Genomic DNA, 21,942 nt, shown 5'->3' with positions numbered 1-21,942 from the left:
GTCACGATTCTATCAGGACTTGATGTGTATTGCTCCACGCCTGCCACAATTCGCGGGCTTTTCTCTGCGCCTCATCGTGCTGCTGGGTCATCACCTCACGCAGCTCAGGCAGGTAAGGATGCAGAAACTCGGGGGCGTCCTCCAGTTTCTCTTTCAGCACCTCCATGTCCTGCATGTGACCCAGGTGTTTGAGCAATTCAATCAGTTCTGCTGGGGCTTCGCCTTCGATTTCCCAGGTGTACCTGTAGCGCTTCAGGTGCTTGCGCCAGGTGTGCCAGGCTGCAGACTCGCGCGATTTCATCACCTTGCGGGCTTCTTTCCTCAGAGACTGCCAGTCATCCTCCAGGGTCTCCTGGACCCGATCAGAGGCATTTTTGGGTTCCTGCAAATCCCTGGGTTTTACGGGAAGTTCCACCTCTGCCCACATGCGAATGCGCTGGGTGGTGTAATGCAGGCTCAAGAGCTCCAGCGTGACAGGATCGGCCTGCAATTCCCTGAGGAGCTTTTTCAGGTGGTCCAGGGTCACATCCAGATCCCTGAAAGGGGCGATGGTCTGGCGCAACCTCTTCCAGGGTTTCAGGGTTTTTCTGGGTGCCCCGGTGGCCCGCAGGTAAGCCTGGGCTTTGCGGGTGAGTTTGCGGGCCTCATGGATGGCTTCTTCATCTCCCTTTTCCAGTTCATTCCACAGCTCATGCAGTTTGCGGGCATGGTCCATTCCGTCCTCCCTGATGAGGGGTTCCCTCTGACTTCAGCATAGAGGACCAGACGTTAGAAAGTGTCATGTGGAGGCTGGAAACAGGTGTTTTCTGTGAGGGCGCTTACCTGTGAAGTCTGCTTTCAGGTCACTTGCCCTGCAGGGCTTTCAGGCGGTTGATGCACTCCTGCACCTGCAACTGGGCACATTTCTGGTAGCTTTCACTGGCTTTCTGGGGGTTGATGGTGTAAGGCCCCGTGCCCTGCTCGTACCAGAAGGCCAGCACATACCAGGCAGGACCAAAGTTCTGACGGGCAGCCTTCTCCATCCAGAGGGCAGACTGGCTCAGGTTTCTGGTGACCCCGGTTCCCTCCCAGTACATCCGACCCAGCAGGTACTGGGAAGAATCCACCCTGCCCTGAGCAGCAGTGGTGCAGGGACCCAGAGCTTCTGCAAACTTTTTCTTCTCGAAAGCGACAGCACACTGCTCTCCCAGATGGTAAAGGTAGGCAGCATCTGCCTGAAAATTGCTCACCAGGGGGGCGCGTTTTCTTTCCGACTCACGTACCCACTCTGCAATGGCGGTGTCCCAGCGTGCTGCCTGCGCAATGAATTTGCCGTATTGCAACACATCCACAATTTCGGTGTAGCTGGCTTCCTGGCAAATGCGGTACATCCTGCTTCCAGGAGGAAATTTCGCCGCCTGCTCTTCGGTTCCGGTGGCTGCACTGATGATGCCTGAAAGCACCCACTGTCCATTTCGCAGGGCAAAAACACCCCCACCGGAATCCCCAGCACATGCCCTGGCTCCCCCTGTCGCAGAAGGCTGGATCACAAAAGTTCCCACTGGAGACAGACCAAAGGCAGCGACCTCTTCTGTGCCCTCATGCAATTGTCCTGAAGGTTCCCGATCATGAAATTCATAGATCCCAAACCCGGCCACTTTGATGCTCTCACCAGGATTCAGTTCATCGCTCTCCTGATTGAACGGCAGGATTGCTTTCTTGAAACCTGTCCAGCTGCGCACGGCTCCAGCGTCCACTTCCAGCAGGGCCAGATCAGGCCCCTGGTAAACCATCTCCTTCTTGAAATCCACCACTTTCTTGCCTGGCGTGGGGAACCTTCCCAGCGACACCTTGCTGGAACGCTCAGGGGTGCGCAGAATCTGTTTGGGGATCAGGAAGCGCCCTTTGACCATGAGGGCCTTCTGGTCATGACCAATGATTTCTCCGGGTTGAGGAAAATACACGATGGGGGAGGGGACAGCCATCATGTCTTCCACGCAGTGGGCTGCTGTCAATACGGTGTTGTTGCCGATCAGAACCCCTGAGCACAGGGTCCCTTCCACATCCACCAGGGCCACCATGCTGGGAGCAATGGGGGAAGAAGCAGTGGGGATGCTTCCTCCCCCCACCCGCGCACCTGCAACGCTGCACAGCAGCAGGGAAACCAGAGAAAAAGCAAAAGGCATGATCTTCATTGGGATGCTCCTTTAAATCGTAACATTTCTTTCAGAAATCATGATGAAGGGTTTTCCCTTGAAAGGAAAGGGCTGTCAAAGCAAATTCAAGACAAAATCAAAAAACCTCCTGAAAATCAGGAGGTCGAGAAAGCCAGATCAGACAGAATCAGGCTTTGGCGGCTTTCTTGGCATTGGATTTCTGGTTGGCCCGCCAGTTGTTGTAGAACACCACCATTGGGGCCACGATGTAAATGCTGGAGTACGTACCGATGATGATGCCCACCAGCAGGATCAGGGAGAAGTCCCGCAGCACCACACCACCGAGGAAGAACAGACTGACCAGAGGCAGCATGGTGGTCACCGAGGTCATGATGGTGCGGGACAGGGTCTGGTTGATGGAGGTGTTCACAATCTCACGGAAGGGCTTGCCACGCATCAACTTGATGTTTTCCCGCATGCGGTCAGACACGATGATCGAGTCGTTCAGGGAATAACCAATCAAAGTCAGGATCGCAGCCACCGTGGAAATGGTGAATTCCAGCCCCAGCAGGGAGTAAAGACCCATCACGATGCCCACGTCGTGGATCACCGCAACCACACTGCCAATCCCGAAGATCAAATCGAAACGGAAAGCCACATACACCAGAATCAGCACCAGGCCCAGAATCACAGCTTTCAGGGTCTTGTCGGTCAGTTCCTGACCCACGGTGGGACCCACTTTCTCAATCTGGGTGACTTTGCCCCCTTCCAGGGTGGTGAGGGTCTGGCGCAACTGGTCGCTGGAGGCGTCGCTGATCTCGCCCACCTTCACAGTGAACTGGGCTCCATCAATGCCAGGGGTCACAGAGCGCTGGATGACAGCGGCTTTGGCGTCCACACCTTCAAGGTTTGCTGTTTCCAGTTTGGAGCGCACATCCTCCACTGCAACCGCAGCACTGGTGGCAACGGTGTAAGAGGTTCCTGCAGTGAAATCCACGCCAAGGTTGAAACCTTTGATGCCCACAATCACCGTTCCGATGATGGCCAGCGAAATGCTGATGGTGGTGATGATGGCTGCAGGTTTCAGGAAGTCGATGTTGGGGTTTCTCCAGGTGGCCCAGTCAGGCGCAGCAAACTGTTTGCGTTTTGCCATGGCAGTCATCATCCACTTGGAGAAGACCAGGTTGGAGAAAGCAGAAGCAATCACACCCACAGCCAGGGTCACAGCAAAGCCCTTCACGGCTCCGGTGGAATAGTTGGCAAGTGCAAAGGCTGAGAGCAGGTGGGACAGGTTCACGTCAAAGATGGTCCAGAAGGAGTGGTTGAAGCCGTTGTTGACTGCCCCCCGGATGCCTTTGCCGCGACGAAGTTCTTCCTTGATGCGCTCGAAGGAAATCACGTTGCCGTCCACGGCAGCCCCGATGGTCAAAACCAGACCGGCAATGCCAGGCAGGGTCAGGGTGGCCCCCAGGCCGCCCAGAATGCCCATGATGATCAGACCGGAGAACATCAGGCCAACAGCAATCACCAGACCGAAGTAAAACCCGTAATAAATGAAAGCAAAGACAAACACCAGGGCAATGCCCACCAGAGAGGCGATGGTTCCGCTCTTGATGGCATCTGCACCGAGTGAAGGACCAATGGCGCGCACCTCCACTTCTTTGAGGGGCACAGGCAGTGCACCGGACTTCAGCACCAGGGCAAGATCAGAGGCTTCCTGGGAAGTGAAGCTGCCAGAAATCTGGGCATTGGTGCTCAGGGCCTGCTGGATGGTGGCCACACTCTTGATCTGGTTGTCCAGCACAATGGCCATCAGTTTGCCCACGTTGGGACGGGTGACTTCATCCAGTTTCTTGGAGCCGTCTGGGGTGGTCGAGAAACTCACGATCCAGCGACCACCGGTATCGGCCTGGGCCTGGGCATTGAGGATGATTTCCCCGGAAGCCATGGCAGGACCAAGGTCAGAGACTTTCAACTGATCACTTGGAATGTTTCTTTTGTCATCGGGAACGATGTGGAAGGTCAGTTTTGCCGTGGTCCCGATCAGTTTGCGGGCCTTGTCCTGCTCTTCAGGCTTGATGCCAGGAAGCTCAATGACCACACGGTCATTGCCCTGACGCTGCACGGTGGGCTCTGCGATCCCCAGAGCGTTCACGCGGTTTTCCAGAATGGTCTTGGCCTTGTCCACGTCGTCCGCAGTGGGGTTGGCGGTGTCCACCTTCATGGTGACACGCAAACCGCCCTGCAGGTCCAGACCCAGGTTCAGGAATTTGTAGTTCTCACTCCACAGGGTGGTGGGGGTGCTGGGGTGCTGCCAGGGACGCCAGATGCTCAGCAGAGAAGCGATCAGAACGGCCACGATCACCAGGGTGGTCCAGATGGTGTTACCGCCGGGCGTCTGTGCGCGGCGTTTTTTGCGGGGGGCTTGATGCATTTTGCTCCTTGAATCAGCCTGCAGAACGCTGCTCGGTGCAGGTCAGGCTGGTGGGTGAAATGAGGTTTTGAGAACATGGGCCGATTCAGGAGCAGGAATCAGCCACCATCCAGCATCATGCGCCCGAGCCAAGGCAGGCTGTAAGGCAAAAAAAGCACGGTTTCCCGGACCCGGACCGTTTTGACCCATGCATGCACAAACCACGGCAGGGGGAAGAAACGCACCGGTGGAGAAACCGACTTGATGCTGGGAAGTTGTGGCGCAGGAACACTGCTGGAGGTCAGTTCGGGAATCGGCAGGGGCCGCAGGCTCACCTCAGCGTGGCGGGAACCCTGTATTCGCTCGTAATGCACTCCGAGCCACGGCAAAAGCGAGAACACCAGAGGCAACAGCACCTTGAAGATGTGGGGCACTGGAGACCTGTTCTGCGTTTGCATTGCCGGGATATTTTACAAGGAAATGCAGGGGAGTGCTAGGGGTTGAGGATTCATGCCGAGGGCCGAAGGCCGAGAGCATGATGCAACACCAGACAAATGGTCATGATCTTTGTGCGGAGTATCTCTCGCAGAATATGGCTCAAGCAGAAAGATCTTCTTACCTTCATCGGCTTGATCACACTGTTGTGATGCTGATTCCCCCAAAGCCCTCGGCAACAAAAAAGGCCCGCATTTATGCGGGCCTTTTTTGTTCACACTGCTTAAGAAGGAGTCACCTCGACCATTTCACTGGCCTCGATGATGTCACCTTCCTGGATTTCATTCCAGTCCACGTTGATTCCGCATTCAAAGCCGGTCAGCACTTCACGGACGTCATCCTTGAAGCGTTTCAGGCCGATGATGGTGCCAGAGTACACCTCTTTGCCCTTGCGCTTCACAACCACTTTGGCGTTTCGCTTCAGTTTGCCATCCTGCACATAAGAGCCAGCAATGGTGCCGAATTTGGGGTGAGAGATGATCATGCGCACTTCGGCTTTGCCGAGGTATTGCTCCTCGTAGACAGGCTCGACTTCGCCCTTGAGCAGACGGTCCACTTCATCGATGAGTTCGTAGATGATGCGGAAGGTCTTCACATCCACGCCCTTCTGCTCTCCAGCTTTCTTCACGGGAGGGGCAGCGGTCACGTTGAAACACAGGATGGTTGCGCTGGCGGTGGAGGCCAGGAGCACATCCGACTCGCTGGGCGCACCGATTCCGGCCAGCATCACATTGATGTTGAGGTCATCGGTCTTCTTGCGGGCCAGGATGCCCTGAATGGCTTCCAGGGAGCCCTGGGTGTCGGCACGCAGGATCAGGTTGACCTCGCGGGTTTCACCCTCAAGGGCACCAAACACATCATTCAGGGAGAACTTGCGTCGGGTGGAAGCGGCTTCTTCAGCCTCCCGGCGCTCACTGACCCGTTTCGCCACGATTTCACGGGCCTCGTGTTCGTTCTTGGCAGAGACCACCATTTCACCGCTCTGGGGCACTTCAGAGAAGCCAAGGATCTGCACGGGGGTGCTGGGTCCGGCTTTCTTGATGCGCTCACCGTAGGAGTCCACCATGGCTTTCACTTTGCCGTAGTTTTCACCCACCACCAGGAAGTCAGAGACATTCAGCTGACCTTCCTGAACCATGATGTTGGTCAGCACACCGGCCTGCTTGTCCACCTTGGCTTCCACCACGACGCCTTTGAATTCGCCGTTGGGGTCAGCACGGAACTCTTCAAGTTCGGCAATCAGGGAGATGTATTCGAGGAGTTCCTCAACACCTGCACCTGTTTTGGCACTGATCTCGGCGGTGATGGTCTGACCACCGAACTCTTCAGGCACCAGACCCAGAGCCATCAGGTCGTTTTTGACCTTCTGGGGGTCTGCGCCGGGCAGGTCCATCTTGTTGATGGCCACAATCAGGGGGATGTTGGCGGCTTTGGCGTGAGCCACCGCTTCACGGGTCTGGGGCATGATGGAGTCATCTGCCGCAACCACGATGATGGCGATGTCGGCCACCTTGGCTCCACGGGCACGGATGCTGGTGAAAGCCTCGTGTCCGGGGGTGTCAATGAAGACAATCTTGCCACGGCTGGTTTTGGCCTCGAAGGCACCAACGTGCTGGGTGATGCCCCCGGCTTCCTTCGCAGCCACTTTGGTCTTGCGGATGTAGTCCAGCAGGCTGGTTTTCCCGTGATCGACGTGACCCATGATGGTGACCACAGGGGCACGCAGGGGGATGCCGCCATCGTCTTCAGCTTTTGCAGCATCTTCTTTTTTGGTGGGCTGTTTGGGGGCCTGTTCCTCGGCCACCATGGCCCGGATCAGTTCCACAATGTCGTCATCGATGGTGCTGCTCGCGGATTTGTAGTTCACACCGAGGTCATTCAGCACATCGAGCATTTTCTGGTTGTCGAGGCCTAATTCTTTGGCTAGGGTGTAGATGCGTACTTTGGACATCAAGACCTCCTGGTATTCAGTTGTTCGCTCAGGCGCTGAGAACTCCTGCCAAGACGCCGGAGTTTTTTCTCATTCCAGCAGGCAGGGGAGTCTGCACACACGTAAGCGCCCCGCCCGAACCTGTCCTCATCCTGCATGACCCAGCCTTCAGAAGACTTCCGGAAGCGAAGCATTTCGCTTTGCGGACGTTTCTTGCGGCAGGCAACGCAGGTGCGCTCGGGCGTAAAAGACATGGCTTAATCCTTCAGGTCCACGTCACCCTCTGGGGTGGCACTGGCAACAGATTTGGAATCTTTGAAGAGGGCATCGAAGGCAGCACGGGCGGCCCCGGTGCTGGCTCCGGTGGTCTGTTTTTCGCCCTGTTCGGCGGCCTGCAGCATGGCGGCGTCCAGGTCACTGATGGCCTTGGTTTCGCGCAGGTCGATCTTGAAGCTGGTCAGTTTGGCGGCCAGACGCACGTTCTGTCCACCTTTACCAATGGCCAGAGAAAGCTGATCCGGCATCACAGTGACGGTGGCTTCCTTCTTGTCGGCATCCACTTCAATGAAAGCGGCCTTGGCAGGGGAGAGGGCGTTGCGGATGAACTCTCTGGGGTTGGCGTCCCACAGGATCACGTCCACACGCTCTTTGCCCAGTTCGCCAGTGATGGCCTGAATGCGGTTGCCACGGTGACCAATGCAGGCACCGATGGGGTCCACGTTGGGGTTGCGGGAAAACACGGCCACCTTGGAGCGCTGTCCGGCTTCACGGGCAATGGATTTCACTTCCACGATGTTTTCGGCGACTTCAGGGATTTCCTGTTTCAGCAGGTAGTCCAGCAGGCGCTCATCGGCACGGGACACCAGAATGCTGGGGCCACGGTTGGTCTTCTTGACTTCTTTCAGGTAGACCTTCACGCGGTTGCCGTTCAGCAGGCGCTCGCCAGGAATCTGCTCTTTGGGAGGCAGGATGGCTTCGCCGTGTCCAAGTTCCACAAAGACGTTGCCCTTGTTGTCCATCCGGACCACAGAAGCAGTCAGGACTTCGCCTTCGCGGTCCTTGTACTCGTTGAACACGATGTTGCGCTCGGCTTCACGCATGCGCTGGGTCAGCACCTGCTTGGTGGCCTGCAGGGCGATGCGGGTGAATTTCTCACGCTCGACGGGAAACTCCATTTCCATGCCGATTTCCACTTCAGGGTCGAGTTCAAGCGCATCTGCCAGAGAGATCTGCTTGTTCTCATCCTCGACTTTCTCCACCACTTCACGGACAATCAGCACTTCAAGTTCGCCGCTCTGGGCATCGAGGTGCACTTCAATGCGCTTCTCGGGCTCCACGTTGCGGGTGTAGGCCTGCTGCAGGGCCTCTTCAAAAGCCGTGATCAATTGGCCCTTGTCGATGTTGCGGGCAACGGCCAGATCATTGAGCGCATCCAAAAATTCTCTGTTCACGTTCGTTCTCCTTGAATTTAACGGTGGCGGTCGGGGAACTCTGCGAGGTTGGCCTGAAACTCGCCAATGCGCAGGGTGATGCCCTCTTCACCGTGATCAAAAGTCACCAGGTCACCGTTCACCTCTTTGATGGGCGCGGTGAAATTTTCCAAACTGGAACGCACTTTGGCTTTCAGGCCCAGCATGCGCTCGAAGTGACGTGCCCGCTTCAAAGGACGTTTGGGACCGGGAGATTCAAACTCCAGACGGTATTCCTTCTTGATGGGGTCCAGACGGTCAAACTCCAGACCGAGGGTCTGGCTGCACAGTTGCAGGTCCTCGGTGGTCACAGGCTGCTCGTCCAGGCGATCAATGCGCACCACAACAATCGGGCTGCGCTGTGCATTTTGCACCTGAACTTCCAGAACCTCGAACCCAAGAGGTTCCAGGATGTTGACGGCGATGCTCTCAAGATTCACTTTGCACCTCCCCCATGATAAAAGGGTGGGTATGCACCCACCCCTATGAACACAGGGATTCTTCGTTCAAGGCTTGCCCTCAAACTGCATCGGGCTCAGGCCCGAGACTACACTTAAGTATACGATATATGGGGGGAAAAAGCGAATTGAGATCTTCTGAGCATCGCTTCGCTCTGCCCGTCACTTTGCTGACATTGAGGTGGGCGTCTGAATGCACTGAGGGCCAGATCCCCCCTGTCTTGTAGGATGCGTAGCATCCACAAGACTGTCCCCCCTTAACGAAAGGGGGTTGGTGTACGACTCCATTGGACACCAACCTTTATGCCCATCAATCCCCCTTCGTCAAGGGGGACAGCTTCGAGCGAACGCGAGAAGCAGGGGGATCTAACCTCAAAAACCTGCACCTGGGGTCAGTGCTTGCTCGACTTCACAATCTCAATCACGATGTGGTCGTTTTCCAGACGTGCCATCTCTGCATCGAAGTTCTCGTTGCGGCGCATGGTGTCCATGACCTTGCCTTCAGGGGCTCGGGCCACCGCCTTGCCGATGCGGATTTGCGGTGAGGCAATGGGTCTGGCCCAGATCACGCTGGTTTCATTGCCGTTGGCGCCTGCGTGTGCCATGCCTCGCAAAGCGCCAGTGACGATCACATCACCGTCTGCAATGAGTTCCACGCCAGGGTTCACATCTCCAACCACAACCAGGCTTCCCGGGTGCTCGATGCGCATGCCAGATCGCAATTGCTGGGTCAGAATGCGGGTCTGCTGGGGGAGGATGGGTTTGCTGGGCTGAGGTGAGGCTGCAGGTGCAGGTGTTGAAGGGGCAGAGGCTGTAGAAGTTGGTGTTGTCTGTGCAGTGCTGCGGGCACTGATGGCAGGCCGGATGCTTTTCAGCTCTGCGCCCAGTTCGGTGAGGAGGCTCTGGGCGTGTTCGATCAGCACCCAGGGAATGTCCTGTTCAATTTCAATGGAGACCTGGGCCCTGGAGAGCACCTGGGCCCTTTCTTTCAGCTGGGTGTCCAGGCTCTCGAGGTTGTCTTTGCTTTCCAGCAGCAAGCTGAGGCCACTCAGCGTTCCACGCAATTTCATATGAGCCTCATTCTACCTTGAGTTCATCAGGAAAAGTAAGCCTGATGGAGCGGCCCAAACACACTCAAACTCAGCCTGTCATCAGGAAAAACCCGGATCTGGACGTCAAATCTCTCCAGTAATGCCTGAAAGCCCCTCCCGGACGGTCTCAAACCTCATGAGGCATACCAAAGGTCTGTACCCATTAAGCGTTCATCAACCTTGAATTCTGGAATTGGGCGATTCCAGACACCCCTTATGCGCCTCTCATGGTGTACACTGTTGCAAGAGAACCTATGAAGGGAACACAAAGTGGTATTTGAATCAGGAGCAGTGGTCACAGGGCGGGTTGCCCGCATTACGGATTTCGGCGCTTTCATTCAGTTCGAGAACGGAGAAGTGGGCCTGGTCCACATCTCCCAGATCGCCCACAGCTACGTGCGGAATGTCAGCGACTACCTGCAGGAAGGCCAGACCATCGAGGTCAAGGTCCTCGGGCGTGACGAGAAGGGCCGTCTGGACCTTTCCATCAAGGAGCTTCAGGATGCTCCCGAAGAGATGCCCCGTCCCCGCATGATCGGTCGCCAGAGCCCCGAGTTTGAAAACAAATTGCGGTCCTTCCTGCGTGACGCCAAAGAGCGTGGCCCCGGTGAAAAGGGCGGCAAGAAGCGCAAGAAGTAAGATTCTTTGATCCTCAGGCACCTTCGGGTGCCTCTTTTTTGTTTTCGGTCCAGCTGAAACTTTTCCAGTAAATGCCGTATGCACGTATACTTTCAGTGTTTTGTCTGTGCAGTGCTAGTATGACCTGATATGACGGCCCGATTACTGATTCACTGTCCTGACCAGCCTGGAATTGTGGCTGCGGTTTCAGGCTTTCTCACCCAGCAAGGGTGCAACATCATCCACGCCGATCAGCATGCCACGGCCAAGAGCGGTGGAGAATTCTTCATGCGCATTGAGTTTGAGCGGGGCAGGGCCTCTGGTGAAATCCTGAGGGGGGCATTTCAGGCCATTGGAGACCAGTTCAGCATGGACTGGAGCATGAGTTTCGATGAAGTGAAACGCATGGCCATTCTGGTGTCCAAATACGACCACTGTCTGCTGGACCTGCTCTGGCGTCAACGCAGGGGAGAACTGGAGGTCGAGATTCCCCTGATCATCTCCAACCACCCTGACCTGCAGAAAGACGCAGAGTTCTTTGGGGTGCCTTTCTACCACCTGCCTGTCACGAAAGGCAACAAGCAGGAACAGGAACAGCGCATTCATGACCTGATGGTGGAACACAGGGTCGATTTTGCTGTGCTGGCCCGCTACATGCAGATTCTGTCTCCAGAACTGGTGGGCAAATGGCCCAACAAGATCATCAACATCCACCACAGCTTTTTGCCTGCATTTATTGGTGCCAGGCCCTACCACAGTGCTTTCCAGCGCGGGGTGAAAATCATTGGTGCGACGGCCCACTACGTCACCAATGATCTGGATGAAGGTCCCATCATTGAGCAGGATGTGGTGCGGGTCTCCCACCGCCAGACCATTGAGGAACTGGTGCGTCTGGGTGGCGACATCGAGCGCCAGGTGCTGGCCCGTGCGGTGCGCTGGCATGTGGAAGAGCGCATTCTGGTGTACGAGAACAAAACCGTTGTCTTTTATTGAGATCATCAAGCTGTAGGGGTGGGCCGTCGGCTCACCCCTTTCTGTTTCATGAAGTTGTTTCTATCAGGGCTGACGCAGTTTCACCTTGTAGATCACGGCCAGTTGATCCTCAGGAGTGAAGGTGTCCAGACCATCCAGAACGCCATCCCTGTTGGTGTCTGCAGCAACAAAGAAGGTCCCTGCTGCCTGACCGAAGGCTTTCTGGAATTCATCTGCGGTGATCAGGATGTTGCCATCTCCGATTCTGGAGAGGGGCAGCCAGTTCTGTTTGTCGATGCTGATGAGCACCCTGGCATTGGGAGAGACCACCGTGAGCTGCACCAGGTCGGTGTTTTCGGGGATGCCCAGTTGCAGGCTGATGCCCGTGATGTTTTCTGAAACCGTGAAATCCTGCAGGTAGGTGATGACCTCTCCAGGCATGGCACTGGTTTTGTCGGTGGCCTGAATCAGGTTGTATTTTTCCTGGGCCAGAGCGGAAGAAGCCATCAGCAGGGTCATGAGCAGCAAGCTTTTCATGTCTTCAGCTTAACGGGTTTCCAGATGAAACCTGTGTTGAACTTGCAACAGCTCACCTCAGGACGGTCAGGGCAGAGGAGAGCAGGTCCTCAATCTCTGCACCATCCAGATCCTGCCCGATGAAGACCAGTTCTGTGAAGGCCTCTGCCGGGTTGTTCCATTCGCCCATGGGTTCCAGGGTCAGGAAGCGGCCTGTGTGGTTCCAGAGGGTGGCCACGTCTGACCCGGTGTTCAGCCAGCCTTTGGAGCGAATGATGTTTCTGGGAAGACCTTGCTCCAGAATGTCATAGAGGCGGTCCAGATCCAGAGGGGCCTGGGTGCGGTAAATGTACGTTCCCAGACCGTAGGTTTCACTTTCCGGAGTGTGCTCTTTTTCGAGTTCCAGCATCCAGCTGTCCAGCTGGCTCATTTCCTCGAAATCGAAAAGTTCAACGCTCAGAATGTCCTCGATGGGAATCACGCCACGAATACTTTTCAGCACTTTTGCTCTGGGGTTGGTGAGGGCAATGAATTCTTCAAGCTTTTGCACATCTTCTGGCGTGGCCACATCCAGCTTGTTGAGCACCACCAGATTGGCGAATTCCAGTTGCTCTTGCAGGAGTTGCCCGTAACCCCGTTCCAGATCGTCTCCTTCGATGGTACCGGGTCTGTGGTACATCTCGAAGAACTGGGCGGCATCGACCACGGTGACCATGGCGTCAATGTGGACTTTGCCCAGCAGGTTGGGAAGGCCAGGGTCCAGATCAAGTTCTTCTGGCGTGAGGCAGAAACTCTGGGCAATCGGGAGGGGTTCGCCAATTCCAGTGGACTCAATGACGATGTGGTCCAGTTCGCGGGTTTTCAGCAAATCGTCTACGGCTTCAAGAAGGTCTCCTCGCAGGGTGCAGCAGATGCAGCCATTGGAGAGTTCGATGGTCTTCTCATCGGTGTGGACGATGGTGCTGGCATCAATGTTGATTTCGCCAAATTCATTGACGATGACAGCAATTTTGCGGTCTTTGCTCTGGGAGAGCAGGTGGTTCAGGAGCGTGGTTTTTCCGCTTCCCAGAAAACCACACAGGACAGTGACAGGAATGCTCGACATACTGATTAATGATAATCATATATCAATAAAAGTCAAGGCTTTGAAAGCGCTGACGGAAAACACAGACAGCCCATTTTTCATGGCATAGAATTTTCCCCTGTGGTGCAGTACAGTACTACGCTGGAGGAAACAACATGAAAAACATCGTGATGATCAGCATTCTGGCCCTGGCGGGCAGCGCATTCGCAGCAGGGAAGACTTACGTTCAGGGCAGCACTGGAGCCGAAGCTGGCTTTGTCACTCATGGTCAGGGTAACCCCTGGTTCTCGGCAAACCTGGGCATTGGTGCCGAAAAGTTCCTGGGTGACTTTGATGGCCGTGGAGAAGTGATGGTTGACATTCGTCAGGGAAGCTTTGGCATGGGTTTTGCAGCCGATCTGCTCTATCCATTTGGCAAGAGCGATGTGAAGCCTTATGTGGGTTTCGGCCTGGAACTGGGTGTGGGCAGTGGCAACCCCAGTGTGGCCCTGCGTGGTAATTTTGGTGCAGATTTTGAATTCACCAGAACCGCTGCAATCTTTGCTGAACTGCAACCCAAATACACCTTTGGAAACTTTGGAGGGTTCGACCTCGGTGGTCGTGCAGGACTCAAAGTCTTCTTCTGAGCCTCAAGGTGCAAGAAGACGACCCTATGGAGGGTCGTCTTCCATTTTCACAAAAGGGGTTTACCGAATCCTGAAATCCAGAGGCCTCAGGTAAAACTCGTTGATGGCTGTGCTGCTGACCACGGCTGTCGCTGGCGTGGTGCGCTTCCAGTGGGTGCGGTTCACCAGGGTTTTTACCCGCTCGATCTCAGACAGCTGATAACCCAGGCTCTCGATGTAGGCATCGGGGTAACCTTTGAGGTAGTGCTCCAGAATCACATCTGCCCGTCTGTAGGTGATGCCCAGATCCCCCTCATCGGTCTGGCCTGCTTCGAGGTCTGCCGTGGGGGCTTTGTGCAGCACGGCATCTGGCACCCCAACGTACTCCGACAGTCCCCAGACCTGGGTCTTGTACAGGTCTCCCAGAGGGTTGATGGGGGGGGTGTCATCTGCGTGCCAGGTGAAGTAACCAAACAGACGCTCAGTCTTGTTGCCTGTCCCAAGGGTCAGGGCGTGGTGTTTTTCAGACTGGTCAAAGAGCACCATCATGCGGCTGCGGGCCATCAGGTTGCCCCGTCTGCGGGCTGTCATTTCTGGATCGGTCTGGGCGTAACCTTCCACAATGGGTGTGATGTCCACGGTGTCCAATGTGACCCCATAAGCATCACAGACCAGTTTTGCGTGCTCAAAGGAAGTGGGTGCAGAACGCTGGTGTGGCATGGCCACAGCATGCACATTCTCGGCACCCAGAGCACGGACGGCCAGGGCCAGGGTGAGGGCGGAGTCCACCCCTCCACTGACACCAATCAGGCCCTTTTTGTATCCTCTCCATGCCAACTCTTCTCGAATGAAACGCTCCAGATACTGGGCAAGAAGTGCGCAATTGAGGTCGAGCACTTCGCTGCCTCTGTCGGCCCTGAGGATCTTCATTTCTCACCTCTGTGCATCACACGGTTCAGGTCGGGCAGGATGGAAGGGAGGTTCCCCTGCAGGTCTGCCAGAAGTGGGTTGTCGTACCTCACGGCAGGAATGCGTTCCAGATCGATTTCTGCAACCAGTGCAGCTTCCTCGAAGGCAGGAGCAGAAACCATGATCTTGCCTTCCGGGCTGACAATCAGGCTGCCTCCCACCATGCCCTTGCCTCCTTCAAAGCCAATCAGGGAACTGAGCAGGGTGTACATGCCATGCTCAGCAGCGACGGCCTGGGCCAGGGCACTCCAGCGTTCCATGTTGGCTGGGTTCTGGGAAGCAAAGCCACGGGCAGGGCTTGCGGAGGGGACATAAACCACCTGCGCGCCGTCCAGAGCAATGATGGTGCTGGTCACAGTGTGCCAGAAGTCCTCGCAGATCAGCATGCCCACCCGTCCAAATCGGGAGTTGAAGGCCTGAATGCGGGAGCCTCTGGACAGGTAACGCTCCTCATCGAAGACCCCGTAGGTGGGCAGGAAGACCTTGCGGTGCACATGCAAGATGCCCCTTCCACCGAGTTCCACATAGGCACATGAATTGTAGAAGGTGCCCCCTTCACGCTCGTAAAAACCAATCACCAGATCAAGCAGACCGGGCCAGTTCAGTTCCTGGTACATGCTGCTCAGGCGGACAAACAGTTCCTGCTGCGTCAGGGCCAGTTCCCGCACCCCTCCCTGCAGAAAATAGGCGGTCAGAAAAGATTCTGGCAAAACCACCACATCAGGAGACTCTTCACGGATGTCCAGCAGGGCTTTCTTCAGGCGTTCCAGATTGCCCTGGATGTTGCCCTTTTCGGGTTTGATCTGCAATACGACGTGTCTGATCATAAGGTCTCCAGCAGGGGAGGAATCTGAAAGAGGCTGTGACGCACTTCGTCTGGCTCTGGATAATCTGTGCGGAAATGGCCGCCTCTGGATTCCTCACGGTCCAGTGCCCCTTTCAGGACGGTTCTGGCAACACGGGCCAGATTTCCTGCTTCGAGGGTGTCAATGGTGCTGCCGTCTGTTGCCCCTGGCTCTGGGAGGGTTTCGAGGGCCAGACGGAGGGTTTCAGCGGTGCGGTTGATGCCTGCCCCTGCACCAATCACCTGCTGAACACTGGCCTTGCTTCCCACAGTTTCAAGCTGGGTTCTGGACACTGGAGATTCAAATTTCAGGCTTTTGTGGGCTGCTTCTACGGCCCGCACTCCAAAAACCAGACCTTCTGGCAGGGAATTGCTTGCCAGACGGTTGGCACCGTGCAGCCCTGAAGACGCGACCTCTCCGGCAGCGTACAGGCCTTCCAGGGTGGTTTTTCCATCCACATCGGTGAAGATGCCTCCGATGGTGTAGTGGACGGCAGGACTCACGGGAACAGGTTCAGTGCTGATGTCCACCCCATGTGACAGCAGGCGTTCGTAGATGCTGGGGAAACGGTGCTGCACGAATTCAGCCCCAAGGTGCCTCAGGTCCAGGTACACCCGCCCGGTTTTTGCCTCTTCAGAAGCAATGGCACGGGCCACCACATCTCTGGGAGCCAGTTCGCCCTGGGGGTCGTATTCCTGCATGAAGCGTTCCATGTTGCCATTCAGCAGAACGGCCCCTTCACCCCGTGCTGCCTCGGTGATGAGGAGGCCCCGGTTTCCAGCAAGAAACACAGTGGGGTGGAACTGCACGAATTCCATGTCCCTGAGGACGGCCCCTGCACGGTAAGCCAGGGCAATTCCGTCTCCTGTGGCCTCTTCGGGTGCAGTGGTCACTGGATAGAGCTGCCCGAAGCCTCCAGAGGCCAGCAGGACCGCTCCAGCAAGGTGATTCTGATTGCGGGTCTGCACACCCACCACACGCCCTGACTCGGAGAGCAGCAGAGATTGCACGAAAGCCCCTTCCAGCACCTCAATGCCCTGATCCCGCACCACCTGGGTGAGGGTCACACTCACAGCACGTCCAGATGCATCTCCCCAGGCATGAAACACCCTAGGGTGGCTGTGCCCACCCTCCAGGGTCTGGTGGCCTTCAAAAGGGACCCCATAAGAGAGCAGTTTCTGCAGGTGCTGTCCGGCTTCCTCCACAAAGAGGCGCACCGTTTTTTCATCGCACAGGCCACGACCTGCCCTGAGGGTGTCCTGTACGTGGGGTTCAACGTCTTCTGGGCTGGTGGGGAAGGCGAGACCTCCCTGGGCCCAGAAGGTGGACCCACTTTCCAGTTTTGCCTTGCTGATCAGCAAAACACTCAAACCCAGACTTCTGGCATGCAGGGCCGCATACAGCCCGGTGATTCCACTACCGACAATCAACAGATCATGGGGCATGGTGTTTAACCTTCTTTCCACAGCAATGAAGTGTCCACAGGAATAAAGGCACAGTCTGACTGTGCCTCTTTCATTTCTTCGGTCTGAAATTCACCCGATCTGGATCATGCGCTCGATGCTGGTCAGGGCTTTTTCGGCCACCTCCTGGGGCACCGTGACCTGGTTGTTCAGGTCGCGCAGGGTTTCATAGACGTTCTCCAGGGAGATCATCTTCATGTATTCGCACAGGGCGGTGCGGTTCACCGGAATGAAGTTCTTCCCGGGAACTTCGCGCCTCAGGCGGTGCACCATGTCGATCTCGGTCACCACGATGAAGTCTTTCGCCTCAGACTGGCGAGAGTGGCTGATCATGGCTTCCGTGGAGAGCAGCGGGGTGTCCGGGAAGTTGTAGATGGCGTGACTGGCGCATCCACACTCAGGGTGAATCAGGAATTCTGCACCGGGGTTCTCCGCTTTCTGGGCATCGATGTCATCCGGGCGGATTCCGGCGTGCACGTGGCATTCACCGAGCCAGATGTCCAGTTTGCGTCCGGTCTGGCGTTCCACGTGAGCAGCCAGGAACATGTCTGGGGCAAAGAAGATCTTTCTGTCCTTTGGCAAGGAGTTGACCACGGCAACGGCGTTTCCGCTGGTCACGCAGTAATCGGCCTCGGCTTTGACATCTGCAGTGGTGTTCACATAGACCACAACCAGACCGTCTGGATTGTCTTGCTTCCAGGCCCGCACATCGTCTGCAGTGATGGTGTCTGCCAGGGAGCAACCCGCGTTCAGGTTGGGAAGCAACACTTTTTTCTCGGGGTTGAGGATGGCAGCGGTTTCTGCCATGAAGTGCACACCAGCGAAAACGATCACTTCGGCTTCAGTTCTGGCTGCCTGACGGGCCAGTCCGAGGGAGTCGCCAACGAAGTCGGCAATCTCCTGCACTTCTGGACGCTGGTAATTGTGGGCGAGAACCACCGCTTTTTTCTCGGTTTTCAGACGCTGAATTTCGGCTTTCAGTTCGTCTGTGGTGCGGTAGGGTTCCAGTTGAATCAGGTTCATCAAGTCACCTCTTGGGTTGCGACTCTGGGGACAGGTCTGGATTCCAGACCTCTTGCTCTCATAATAGCTCCAGGTCACCATGAGGTTTATGAGTTATGTTATGGTTTCTGCGTAACTTGGTCAGGAACGTGTGAAAGTTTCAACCCTTTGAGACAGGCAAATGCTTGTTTGAAAAACAATAAAATGACAGTCCATGCGTGCCCTTTGCAGATCCATGCTGCAGGCAGCCTCAGACTGTCATTGTTGGGTCAGGCGAGCCGAACATCCAGCGAGATGTCCAAACTTGTGGCTGAATGCGTCAGGGCACCCACACTCACAAAATCCAGACCAAAGTCCTTGATGCGTCTCAGACGTTCAATAGACATGTTGCCACTGGCCTCCAGCGAGATGGCTGGATTGAGTTCATTGCGAATCCGCACTGCTGCTTGCAGGTTTGCATCATCCATGTTGTCCAGCATGATGCGGTCTGCACCTGCTTCGATGGCTTCTCGCAACTGCTCAAGGGATTCCACTTCGCATTCGATCTTGATCAGGTAAAACCGCTCTTTGGCAGCCTGAATGGCATTCCTCACGCCACCTGCAGCCACCACATGGTTGTCCTTGATCAGCAGACCATCGTCCAGACCGAAACGGTGGTTGACCCCACCTCCGGCACGCACGGCGGCCTTCTCCAGATCACGCCACAAAGGCGTGGTCTTGCGGGTGTCCAGCACTTTTGTGTTGCTGTCACCAAGAGCATCCACAAATGCACGTGTCAGGGTGGCAACGCCAGAAAGACGCTGCATCAGGTTCAGGGCCAGACGCTCGCCGAGCAAAATGCTCTGCATGCTGCCCGTGACTTTGCCCAGCACCTGAGGATCAAGCGCACGGCCGTCTTGCACATCCCAGGACACCTGCAATTCAGGGTCCACCAGATGGAACACCGAACGTGCCACATCCAGTCCAAAAACCACACCCGTGCTCTTGAGTTTCAGCAGACCGATGCCCTGCTGCCCTGTTGGGACCGTGGAAAGGGTGGTCACATCGCCACGGCCAATGTCTTCCTGAAGGGCAAACTTCAAGCGTTCATCCAGGCTCAGCATCTCAGGTCTCTTGGGAAGTGATGAAAGTCAGGTTGCGGTCCCGCTGTGAACGGTCCAGACCGAAACCATACACGAAGGCATCTGGGATCTCGAACCCCACATACTCCACGGGCACCTGAACCTTGCGGCGGGAAGGTTTGGACAGCAGGGCAGCCACCTTCAGGCTGGCAGGCTGACGCCCCTCCAGGTAGTGCAGCAGGTAATTCATGGTGATGCCGGTGTCCACAATGTCCTCGACCAGAATCACATGGCGGTTGGAAATGGGCAGGCTCAGGTCCTTGATGAGCTTCACCTCACCACTCGACTGCTTGGCATTGCCATAAGACGACACGGCCAGAAAATCCACCGTGAGGGGCAGATTGATCGCCCGGACCAGATCTGCATGGAACAGAAACGCACCGTTTAAAACACAGATCAGATGGGGCTCCTGACCTGCATAATCACGGGTGATCTGCTCACCGATTTCTCTGATGCGCTGCTGGATGGTCTCAGCGCTGATTTGAACTTCTCCGTTACCAGGGGAAAACACCATACCACAAGAGTCTAGCACGGCGGGGTGATTAAGGGCAGGAAGATGGAGTGGTTTTGCCGAGGGCCAAGGGCCGAGGGCCGAGTGCAAAAAGCACGCTGGTGCGCAAGTTCTATGAATTGGTTTTGCAGTCAACCCATCCGATACAAGAGTGTGTTGATACACCTGGTCGGCATTCTGTGGAGTTCTTGACACAGCAAATCCCAGAAATGACCTTGCTCTCGGCTTTCGGCTCTCGGCTCTGTCTTGGCCCTGAATACGTGCTCCCCAGGCGGCTTCTTGACCCCAATGCGCCGATCAAAGCGGTTTGATCGGCTGGGTCGCTGGGTCGCACTGGGTCGCCGGCTCTCGGCTCTTGGCTTCAAGTCGCCAGTTCCTCTTTCTCCCTCGCCCGGATCATGCGGACAGCTCTGGGGATCACCCGTGCATGAACCGGCGTGTGTGCATCCTCCACCACTTCACCGTCGTACTGAACGGGGAGCACCGGGTCGGTGTGAATGGTGATCTCACGGCAGTGGTAGATCTCCACCCGGTCTCCGTAATCCACTTTGCCGACCTTCAGGTGGGCTTTGATGCTCTCGATGATGCTTGGGACCAGGGCCAGTGGTGTGTTGCCTTTCAGCACGATGATGGTGAACAGGCCATCGCTGGGATCGATGCCTTCTGCGATGGGGATGCCGAAGGTGGCCATCCCGAAATTGGCGATCATCACACTCATGCCTCTGGTTTTGACCGTTTTGCCATCCATTTCGAGGGTGATGTCTGCTTCTGGAACAGCGATTTTTTTCAGCATGGCCACCACATAGGCGGCCACCCCGAGGGTGGGTTTCAGTTCTTCACTGGCATGGATCATTTCAGCATCCAGACCCACCCCTGCAAGCATGGTGAAACCGTATTGCTTGGTGCCCACCACCAGTTCCGCCAGATCGATTCTGGAGGATTCGCCGTTTTCCAGCAGGTCATACAGGTTCTCTGCATGGTCCTGAATGCCCAGATTGACGGCAATCAGGTTGGCGGTTCCTGCAGGGAACGTGAGGAGTGGGATGTCTTTCCCTGAGAGGGCGTGGGCCACACAACTGATGGTGCCGTCCCCACCTGCAGCCACCACCGCCTCGAAAGTGTCTGCATCGGCAGTGAGGGCATGGGGGGTGGTTTCCCGGCTGAGTTCCCGCTCCACCACATTGATGCCTTTGTCAATCATCAGGTCGCGGAACTCATGCAGGTTGTGGTTTCCACGGCCCGCCTTCTTGTTTTCAATGATCAGCACGCGTTGCATATGCCTTATGGTAGTGATGTTCTGTCTTCTGAGATGGTGAGAAGGCCTACTGCCTGCAAACCCTCAACACTTCGTTAAACGACTTGCGTTTCCCATCAAAGCAAGTGGGTACAATGCTGTCATGCATTTACCTGACCTCACCCGTGTCCCTGGTGTGCTGGGCGAAATCTGCACCCTGCGGGCACAGGATTACCCTCTTCCTGTCACCACGGATTTTCAAGAGCAACAGCGAACCCGGCGTTTTGAAGAGGCCCTGAGAAATTCGCCTCTGGCCCTCATTGCCGAAGTGAAACAGGCCAGTCCATCTCTGGGGGCCATCGCAGAACTTGATCCTGTTGAGGCGGCACTGTCGTATCAGCGTGGAGGGGCCAGTGCCATCAGCGTCCTGACCGAGGAGCGCTACTTCAAAGGCTCTCCAGAGTTTCTCAAAGCTGTGGTGGCAAAAGTGGACATTCCGGTGCTGCGCAAGGATTTCGTGCTGCATCCCAGAATGATCGAAGAGGCCCGGGAGTGGGGCGCAAGTGCTGTCCTCCTGATGGTTTCCGTGCTGGGAGATCTGGTCGGGGAATATCTGGAGTACACCCATCATTGCGGTCTGGATGCTCTGGTGGAGGTGCACACTGCAGAGGAACTGGACATTGCCCTGGCTTCAGGAGCCCCCATCATTGGAGTGAACAACCGGGACCTGACCACCCTGAACATCGATCTGGAAGTTTCTCCCCGACTGATCGCACAAGCCCGTGCAGCAGGTTTTGAGGGTGTCCTGATTGCAGAAAGTGGGTACTCCACGCCAGAGCAACTGGCCCAGATCAGGGGGGTTGCAGACGCTGTGCTGGTGGGGTCCAGCCTCTCAGGCAGTGGCAGTCTGGAAGAAGCCACCCGTGAACTGCTGAAGGTGTAGAAGAGCCAGTCTGCAGGACATCCTCTGCTGAAGAAGTTTACAGTTCAAAGTCAACAGTTCACATCAAA

The 21,942-nt window shown here is 56.0% G+C and carries 22 protein-coding genes; 4 read left to right on the top strand and 18 right to left on the bottom strand.

What is annotated here, in order from left to right; genetic code table 11:
* Position 1: 1 nt before the first annotated feature.
* The 9 genes from DC3_RS17780 to minC form a co-directional block, all read right to left on the bottom strand.
* A complete protein-coding gene (locus DC3_RS17780; protein WP_146886680.1) occupies positions 2-715 on the bottom strand; it encodes a CHAD domain-containing protein in 714 nt (237 codons plus the stop codon).
* Positions 716-842: 127 nt separating this feature from the next.
* Positions 843-2,174, bottom strand: a complete 1,332-nt coding sequence (locus tag DC3_RS17775; RefSeq protein ID WP_146886678.1) for a trypsin-like serine protease — start codon at positions 2,172-2,174, stop codon at positions 843-845.
* 148 nt (positions 2,175-2,322) lie between these two features.
* Positions 2,323-4,569 (bottom strand): protein translocase subunit SecD, encoded by a 2,247-nt coding sequence (gene secD / locus DC3_RS17770; RefSeq protein ID WP_146886676.1) that lies wholly within the window; start codon positions 4,567-4,569, stop codon positions 2,323-2,325.
* Between the two features lie 98 nt (positions 4,570-4,667).
* Positions 4,668-5,006 (bottom strand): hypothetical protein, encoded by a 339-nt coding sequence (locus DC3_RS17765; RefSeq protein WP_146886675.1) that lies wholly within the window; start codon positions 5,004-5,006, stop codon positions 4,668-4,670.
* A gap of 260 nt (positions 5,007-5,266) precedes the next feature.
* Positions 5,267-6,994, bottom strand: coding sequence for a translation initiation factor IF-2 (infB, locus tag DC3_RS17760; protein ID WP_146886673.1), 1,728 nt, complete (start codon positions 6,992-6,994; stop codon positions 5,267-5,269).
* Entirely contained in the window at positions 6,994-7,227 is a 234-nt protein-coding gene (locus tag DC3_RS17755; RefSeq protein WP_186816105.1) for a DUF448 domain-containing protein, read from the bottom strand. Before DC3_RS17755 ends, infB begins: the two co-directional genes overlap by 1 nt.
* 3 nt (positions 7,228-7,230) lie before the next feature.
* Positions 7,231-8,424 carry a transcription termination factor NusA gene (nusA, locus tag DC3_RS17750; RefSeq protein WP_146886671.1) on the bottom strand — a complete coding sequence of 398 codons (1,194 nt, stop codon included), beginning with the start codon at positions 8,422-8,424 and terminating at the stop codon, positions 7,231-7,233.
* 17 nt (positions 8,425-8,441) lie between these two features.
* Positions 8,442-8,882 (bottom strand): ribosome maturation factor RimP, encoded by a 441-nt coding sequence (rimP, locus tag DC3_RS17745; protein WP_146886669.1) that lies wholly within the window; start codon positions 8,880-8,882, stop codon positions 8,442-8,444.
* A gap of 410 nt (positions 8,883-9,292) precedes the next feature.
* Positions 9,293-9,970 carry a septum site-determining protein MinC gene (gene minC, locus DC3_RS17740; RefSeq protein WP_146886667.1) on the bottom strand — a complete coding sequence of 226 codons (678 nt, stop codon included), beginning with the start codon at positions 9,968-9,970 and terminating at the stop codon, positions 9,293-9,295.
* A 291-nt stretch (positions 9,971-10,261) separates the two neighbouring features.
* On the opposite strand from minC, the gene DC3_RS17735 reads away from it, so the two are divergent.
* Positions 10,262-10,630: a S1 RNA-binding domain-containing protein gene (locus tag DC3_RS17735; protein ID WP_034338341.1), complete on the top strand. Its 369-nt coding sequence runs from the start codon at positions 10,262-10,264 to the stop codon at positions 10,628-10,630.
* Positions 10,631-10,759: 129 nt separating this feature from the next.
* Positions 10,760-11,602: a formyltetrahydrofolate deformylase gene (purU, locus tag DC3_RS17730; RefSeq protein ID WP_146886665.1), complete on the top strand. Its 843-nt coding sequence runs from the start codon at positions 10,760-10,762 to the stop codon at positions 11,600-11,602.
* Between the two features lie 63 nt (positions 11,603-11,665).
* Here purU and DC3_RS17725 read toward each other — a convergent pair whose 3' ends face one another.
* Complete coding sequence (locus DC3_RS17725) at positions 11,666-12,118, bottom strand: hypothetical protein (RefSeq protein ID WP_146886664.1); 453 nt, start codon at positions 12,116-12,118, stop codon at positions 11,666-11,668.
* Between the two features lie 52 nt (positions 12,119-12,170).
* Complete coding sequence (locus tag DC3_RS17720; RefSeq protein ID WP_146886662.1) at positions 12,171-13,202, bottom strand: CobW family GTP-binding protein; 1,032 nt, start codon at positions 13,200-13,202, stop codon at positions 12,171-12,173.
* Between the two features lie 134 nt (positions 13,203-13,336).
* Between DC3_RS17720 and DC3_RS17715 the strand changes: the two genes are divergently transcribed.
* Complete coding sequence (locus DC3_RS17715) at positions 13,337-13,807, top strand: hypothetical protein (protein ID WP_146886660.1); 471 nt, start codon at positions 13,337-13,339, stop codon at positions 13,805-13,807.
* 60 nt (positions 13,808-13,867) lie between these two features.
* Here DC3_RS17715 and DC3_RS17710 read toward each other — a convergent pair whose 3' ends face one another.
* The 7 genes from DC3_RS17710 to DC3_RS17680 all read right to left on the bottom strand — a co-directional run bounded on the left by DC3_RS17710 (position 13,868) and on the right by DC3_RS17680 (position 20,973).
* Positions 13,868-14,716, bottom strand: coding sequence for an NAD+ synthase (locus DC3_RS17710; protein ID WP_146886658.1), 849 nt, complete (start codon positions 14,714-14,716; stop codon positions 13,868-13,870).
* The gene (locus DC3_RS17705) at positions 14,713-15,582 is read right to left on the bottom strand and encodes a nitrilase-related carbon-nitrogen hydrolase (RefSeq protein ID WP_146886655.1); all 870 of its coding nucleotides are present in this window, start codon (positions 15,580-15,582) and stop codon (positions 14,713-14,715) included. The genes DC3_RS17710 and DC3_RS17705 overlap by 4 nt, the downstream gene beginning before the upstream one ends.
* A complete protein-coding gene (gene nadB, locus DC3_RS17700; protein ID WP_146886653.1) occupies positions 15,579-17,045 on the bottom strand; it encodes an L-aspartate oxidase in 1,467 nt (488 codons plus the stop codon). The genes DC3_RS17705 and nadB overlap by 4 nt, the downstream gene beginning before the upstream one ends.
* 90 nt (positions 17,046-17,135) lie before the next feature.
* The gene (nadA, locus tag DC3_RS17695; RefSeq protein WP_146886651.1) at positions 17,136-18,086 is read right to left on the bottom strand and encodes a quinolinate synthase NadA; all 951 of its coding nucleotides are present in this window, start codon (positions 18,084-18,086) and stop codon (positions 17,136-17,138) included.
* A 248-nt stretch (positions 18,087-18,334) separates the two neighbouring features.
* Positions 18,335-19,168, bottom strand: a complete 834-nt coding sequence (nadC, locus tag DC3_RS17690; protein ID WP_146886649.1) for a carboxylating nicotinate-nucleotide diphosphorylase — start codon at positions 19,166-19,168, stop codon at positions 18,335-18,337.
* Between the two features lies 1 nt (position 19,169).
* Positions 19,170-19,700 (bottom strand): hypoxanthine phosphoribosyltransferase, encoded by a 531-nt coding sequence (hpt, locus tag DC3_RS17685; RefSeq protein WP_146886647.1) that lies wholly within the window; start codon positions 19,698-19,700, stop codon positions 19,170-19,172.
* Positions 19,701-20,058: 358 nt separating this feature from the next.
* Complete coding sequence (locus tag DC3_RS17680) at positions 20,059-20,973, bottom strand: diacylglycerol/lipid kinase family protein (RefSeq protein ID WP_146886645.1); 915 nt, start codon at positions 20,971-20,973, stop codon at positions 20,059-20,061.
* Between the two features lie 121 nt (positions 20,974-21,094).
* Between DC3_RS17680 and trpC the strand changes: the two genes are divergently transcribed.
* The gene (gene trpC / locus DC3_RS17675) at positions 21,095-21,874 is read left to right on the top strand and encodes an indole-3-glycerol phosphate synthase TrpC (RefSeq protein ID WP_146886643.1); all 780 of its coding nucleotides are present in this window, start codon (positions 21,095-21,097) and stop codon (positions 21,872-21,874) included.
* The last annotated feature ends 68 nt before the right edge of the window (positions 21,875-21,942 follow it).

This window comes from Deinococcus cellulosilyticus NBRC 106333 = KACC 11606 (genome assembly GCF_007990775.1).
Lineage (GTDB): Bacteria > Deinococcota > Deinococci > Deinococcales > Deinococcaceae > Deinococcus_C > Deinococcus_C cellulosilyticus.
Note: the sequence above shows the minus strand (reverse complement) of the source record. Positions and strands in the feature narration are given on the sequence as shown.

Coding starts and splice junctions, on each gene's coding strand:
- minC (WP_146886667.1), bottom strand. CDS start 9,970: ATGAAATTGCGTGGAACGCTGAGTGGCCTCAGCTTGCTGCTGGAAAGC.
- DC3_RS17725 (WP_146886664.1), bottom strand. CDS start 12,118: ATGAAAAGCTTGCTGCTCATGACCCTGCTGATGGCTTCTTCCGCTCTG.
- DC3_RS17780 (WP_146886680.1), bottom strand. CDS start 715: ATGGACCATGCCCGCAAACTGCATGAGCTGTGGAATGAACTGGAAAAG.
- DC3_RS17755 (WP_186816105.1), bottom strand. CDS start 7,227: ATGTCTTTTACGCCCGAGCGCACCTGCGTTGCCTGCCGCAAGAAACGT.
- hpt (WP_146886647.1), bottom strand. CDS start 19,700: ATGGTGTTTTCCCCTGGTAACGGAGAAGTTCAAATCAGCGCTGAGACC.
- DC3_RS17765 (WP_146886675.1), bottom strand. CDS start 5,006: ATGCAAACGCAGAACAGGTCTCCAGTGCCCCACATCTTCAAGGTGCTG.
- secD (WP_146886676.1), bottom strand. CDS start 4,569: ATGCATCAAGCCCCCCGCAAAAAACGCCGCGCACAGACGCCCGGCGGT.
- nadB (WP_146886653.1), bottom strand. CDS start 17,045: ATGCCCCATGATCTGTTGATTGTCGGTAGTGGAATCACCGGGCTGTAT.
- DC3_RS17705 (WP_146886655.1), bottom strand. CDS start 15,582: ATGATCAGACACGTCGTATTGCAGATCAAACCCGAAAAGGGCAACATC.
- DC3_RS17775 (WP_146886678.1), bottom strand. CDS start 2,174: ATGAAGATCATGCCTTTTGCTTTTTCTCTGGTTTCCCTGCTGCTGTGC.
- infB (WP_146886673.1), bottom strand. CDS start 6,994: ATGTCCAAAGTACGCATCTACACCCTAGCCAAAGAATTAGGCCTCGAC.
- DC3_RS17720 (WP_146886662.1), bottom strand. CDS start 13,202: ATGTCGAGCATTCCTGTCACTGTCCTGTGTGGTTTTCTGGGAAGCGGA.
- purU (WP_146886665.1), top strand. CDS start 10,760: ATGACGGCCCGATTACTGATTCACTGTCCTGACCAGCCTGGAATTGTG.
- nadC (WP_146886649.1), bottom strand. CDS start 19,168: ATGCTGAGCCTGGATGAACGCTTGAAGTTTGCCCTTCAGGAAGACATT.
- nadA (WP_146886651.1), bottom strand. CDS start 18,086: ATGAACCTGATTCAACTGGAACCCTACCGCACCACAGACGAACTGAAA.
- DC3_RS17715 (WP_146886660.1), top strand. CDS start 13,337: ATGAAAAACATCGTGATGATCAGCATTCTGGCCCTGGCGGGCAGCGCA.
- DC3_RS17680 (WP_146886645.1), bottom strand. CDS start 20,973: ATGCAACGCGTGCTGATCATTGAAAACAAGAAGGCGGGCCGTGGAAAC.
- DC3_RS17710 (WP_146886658.1), bottom strand. CDS start 14,716: ATGAAGATCCTCAGGGCCGACAGAGGCAGCGAAGTGCTCGACCTCAAT.
- trpC (WP_146886643.1), top strand. CDS start 21,095: ATGCATTTACCTGACCTCACCCGTGTCCCTGGTGTGCTGGGCGAAATC.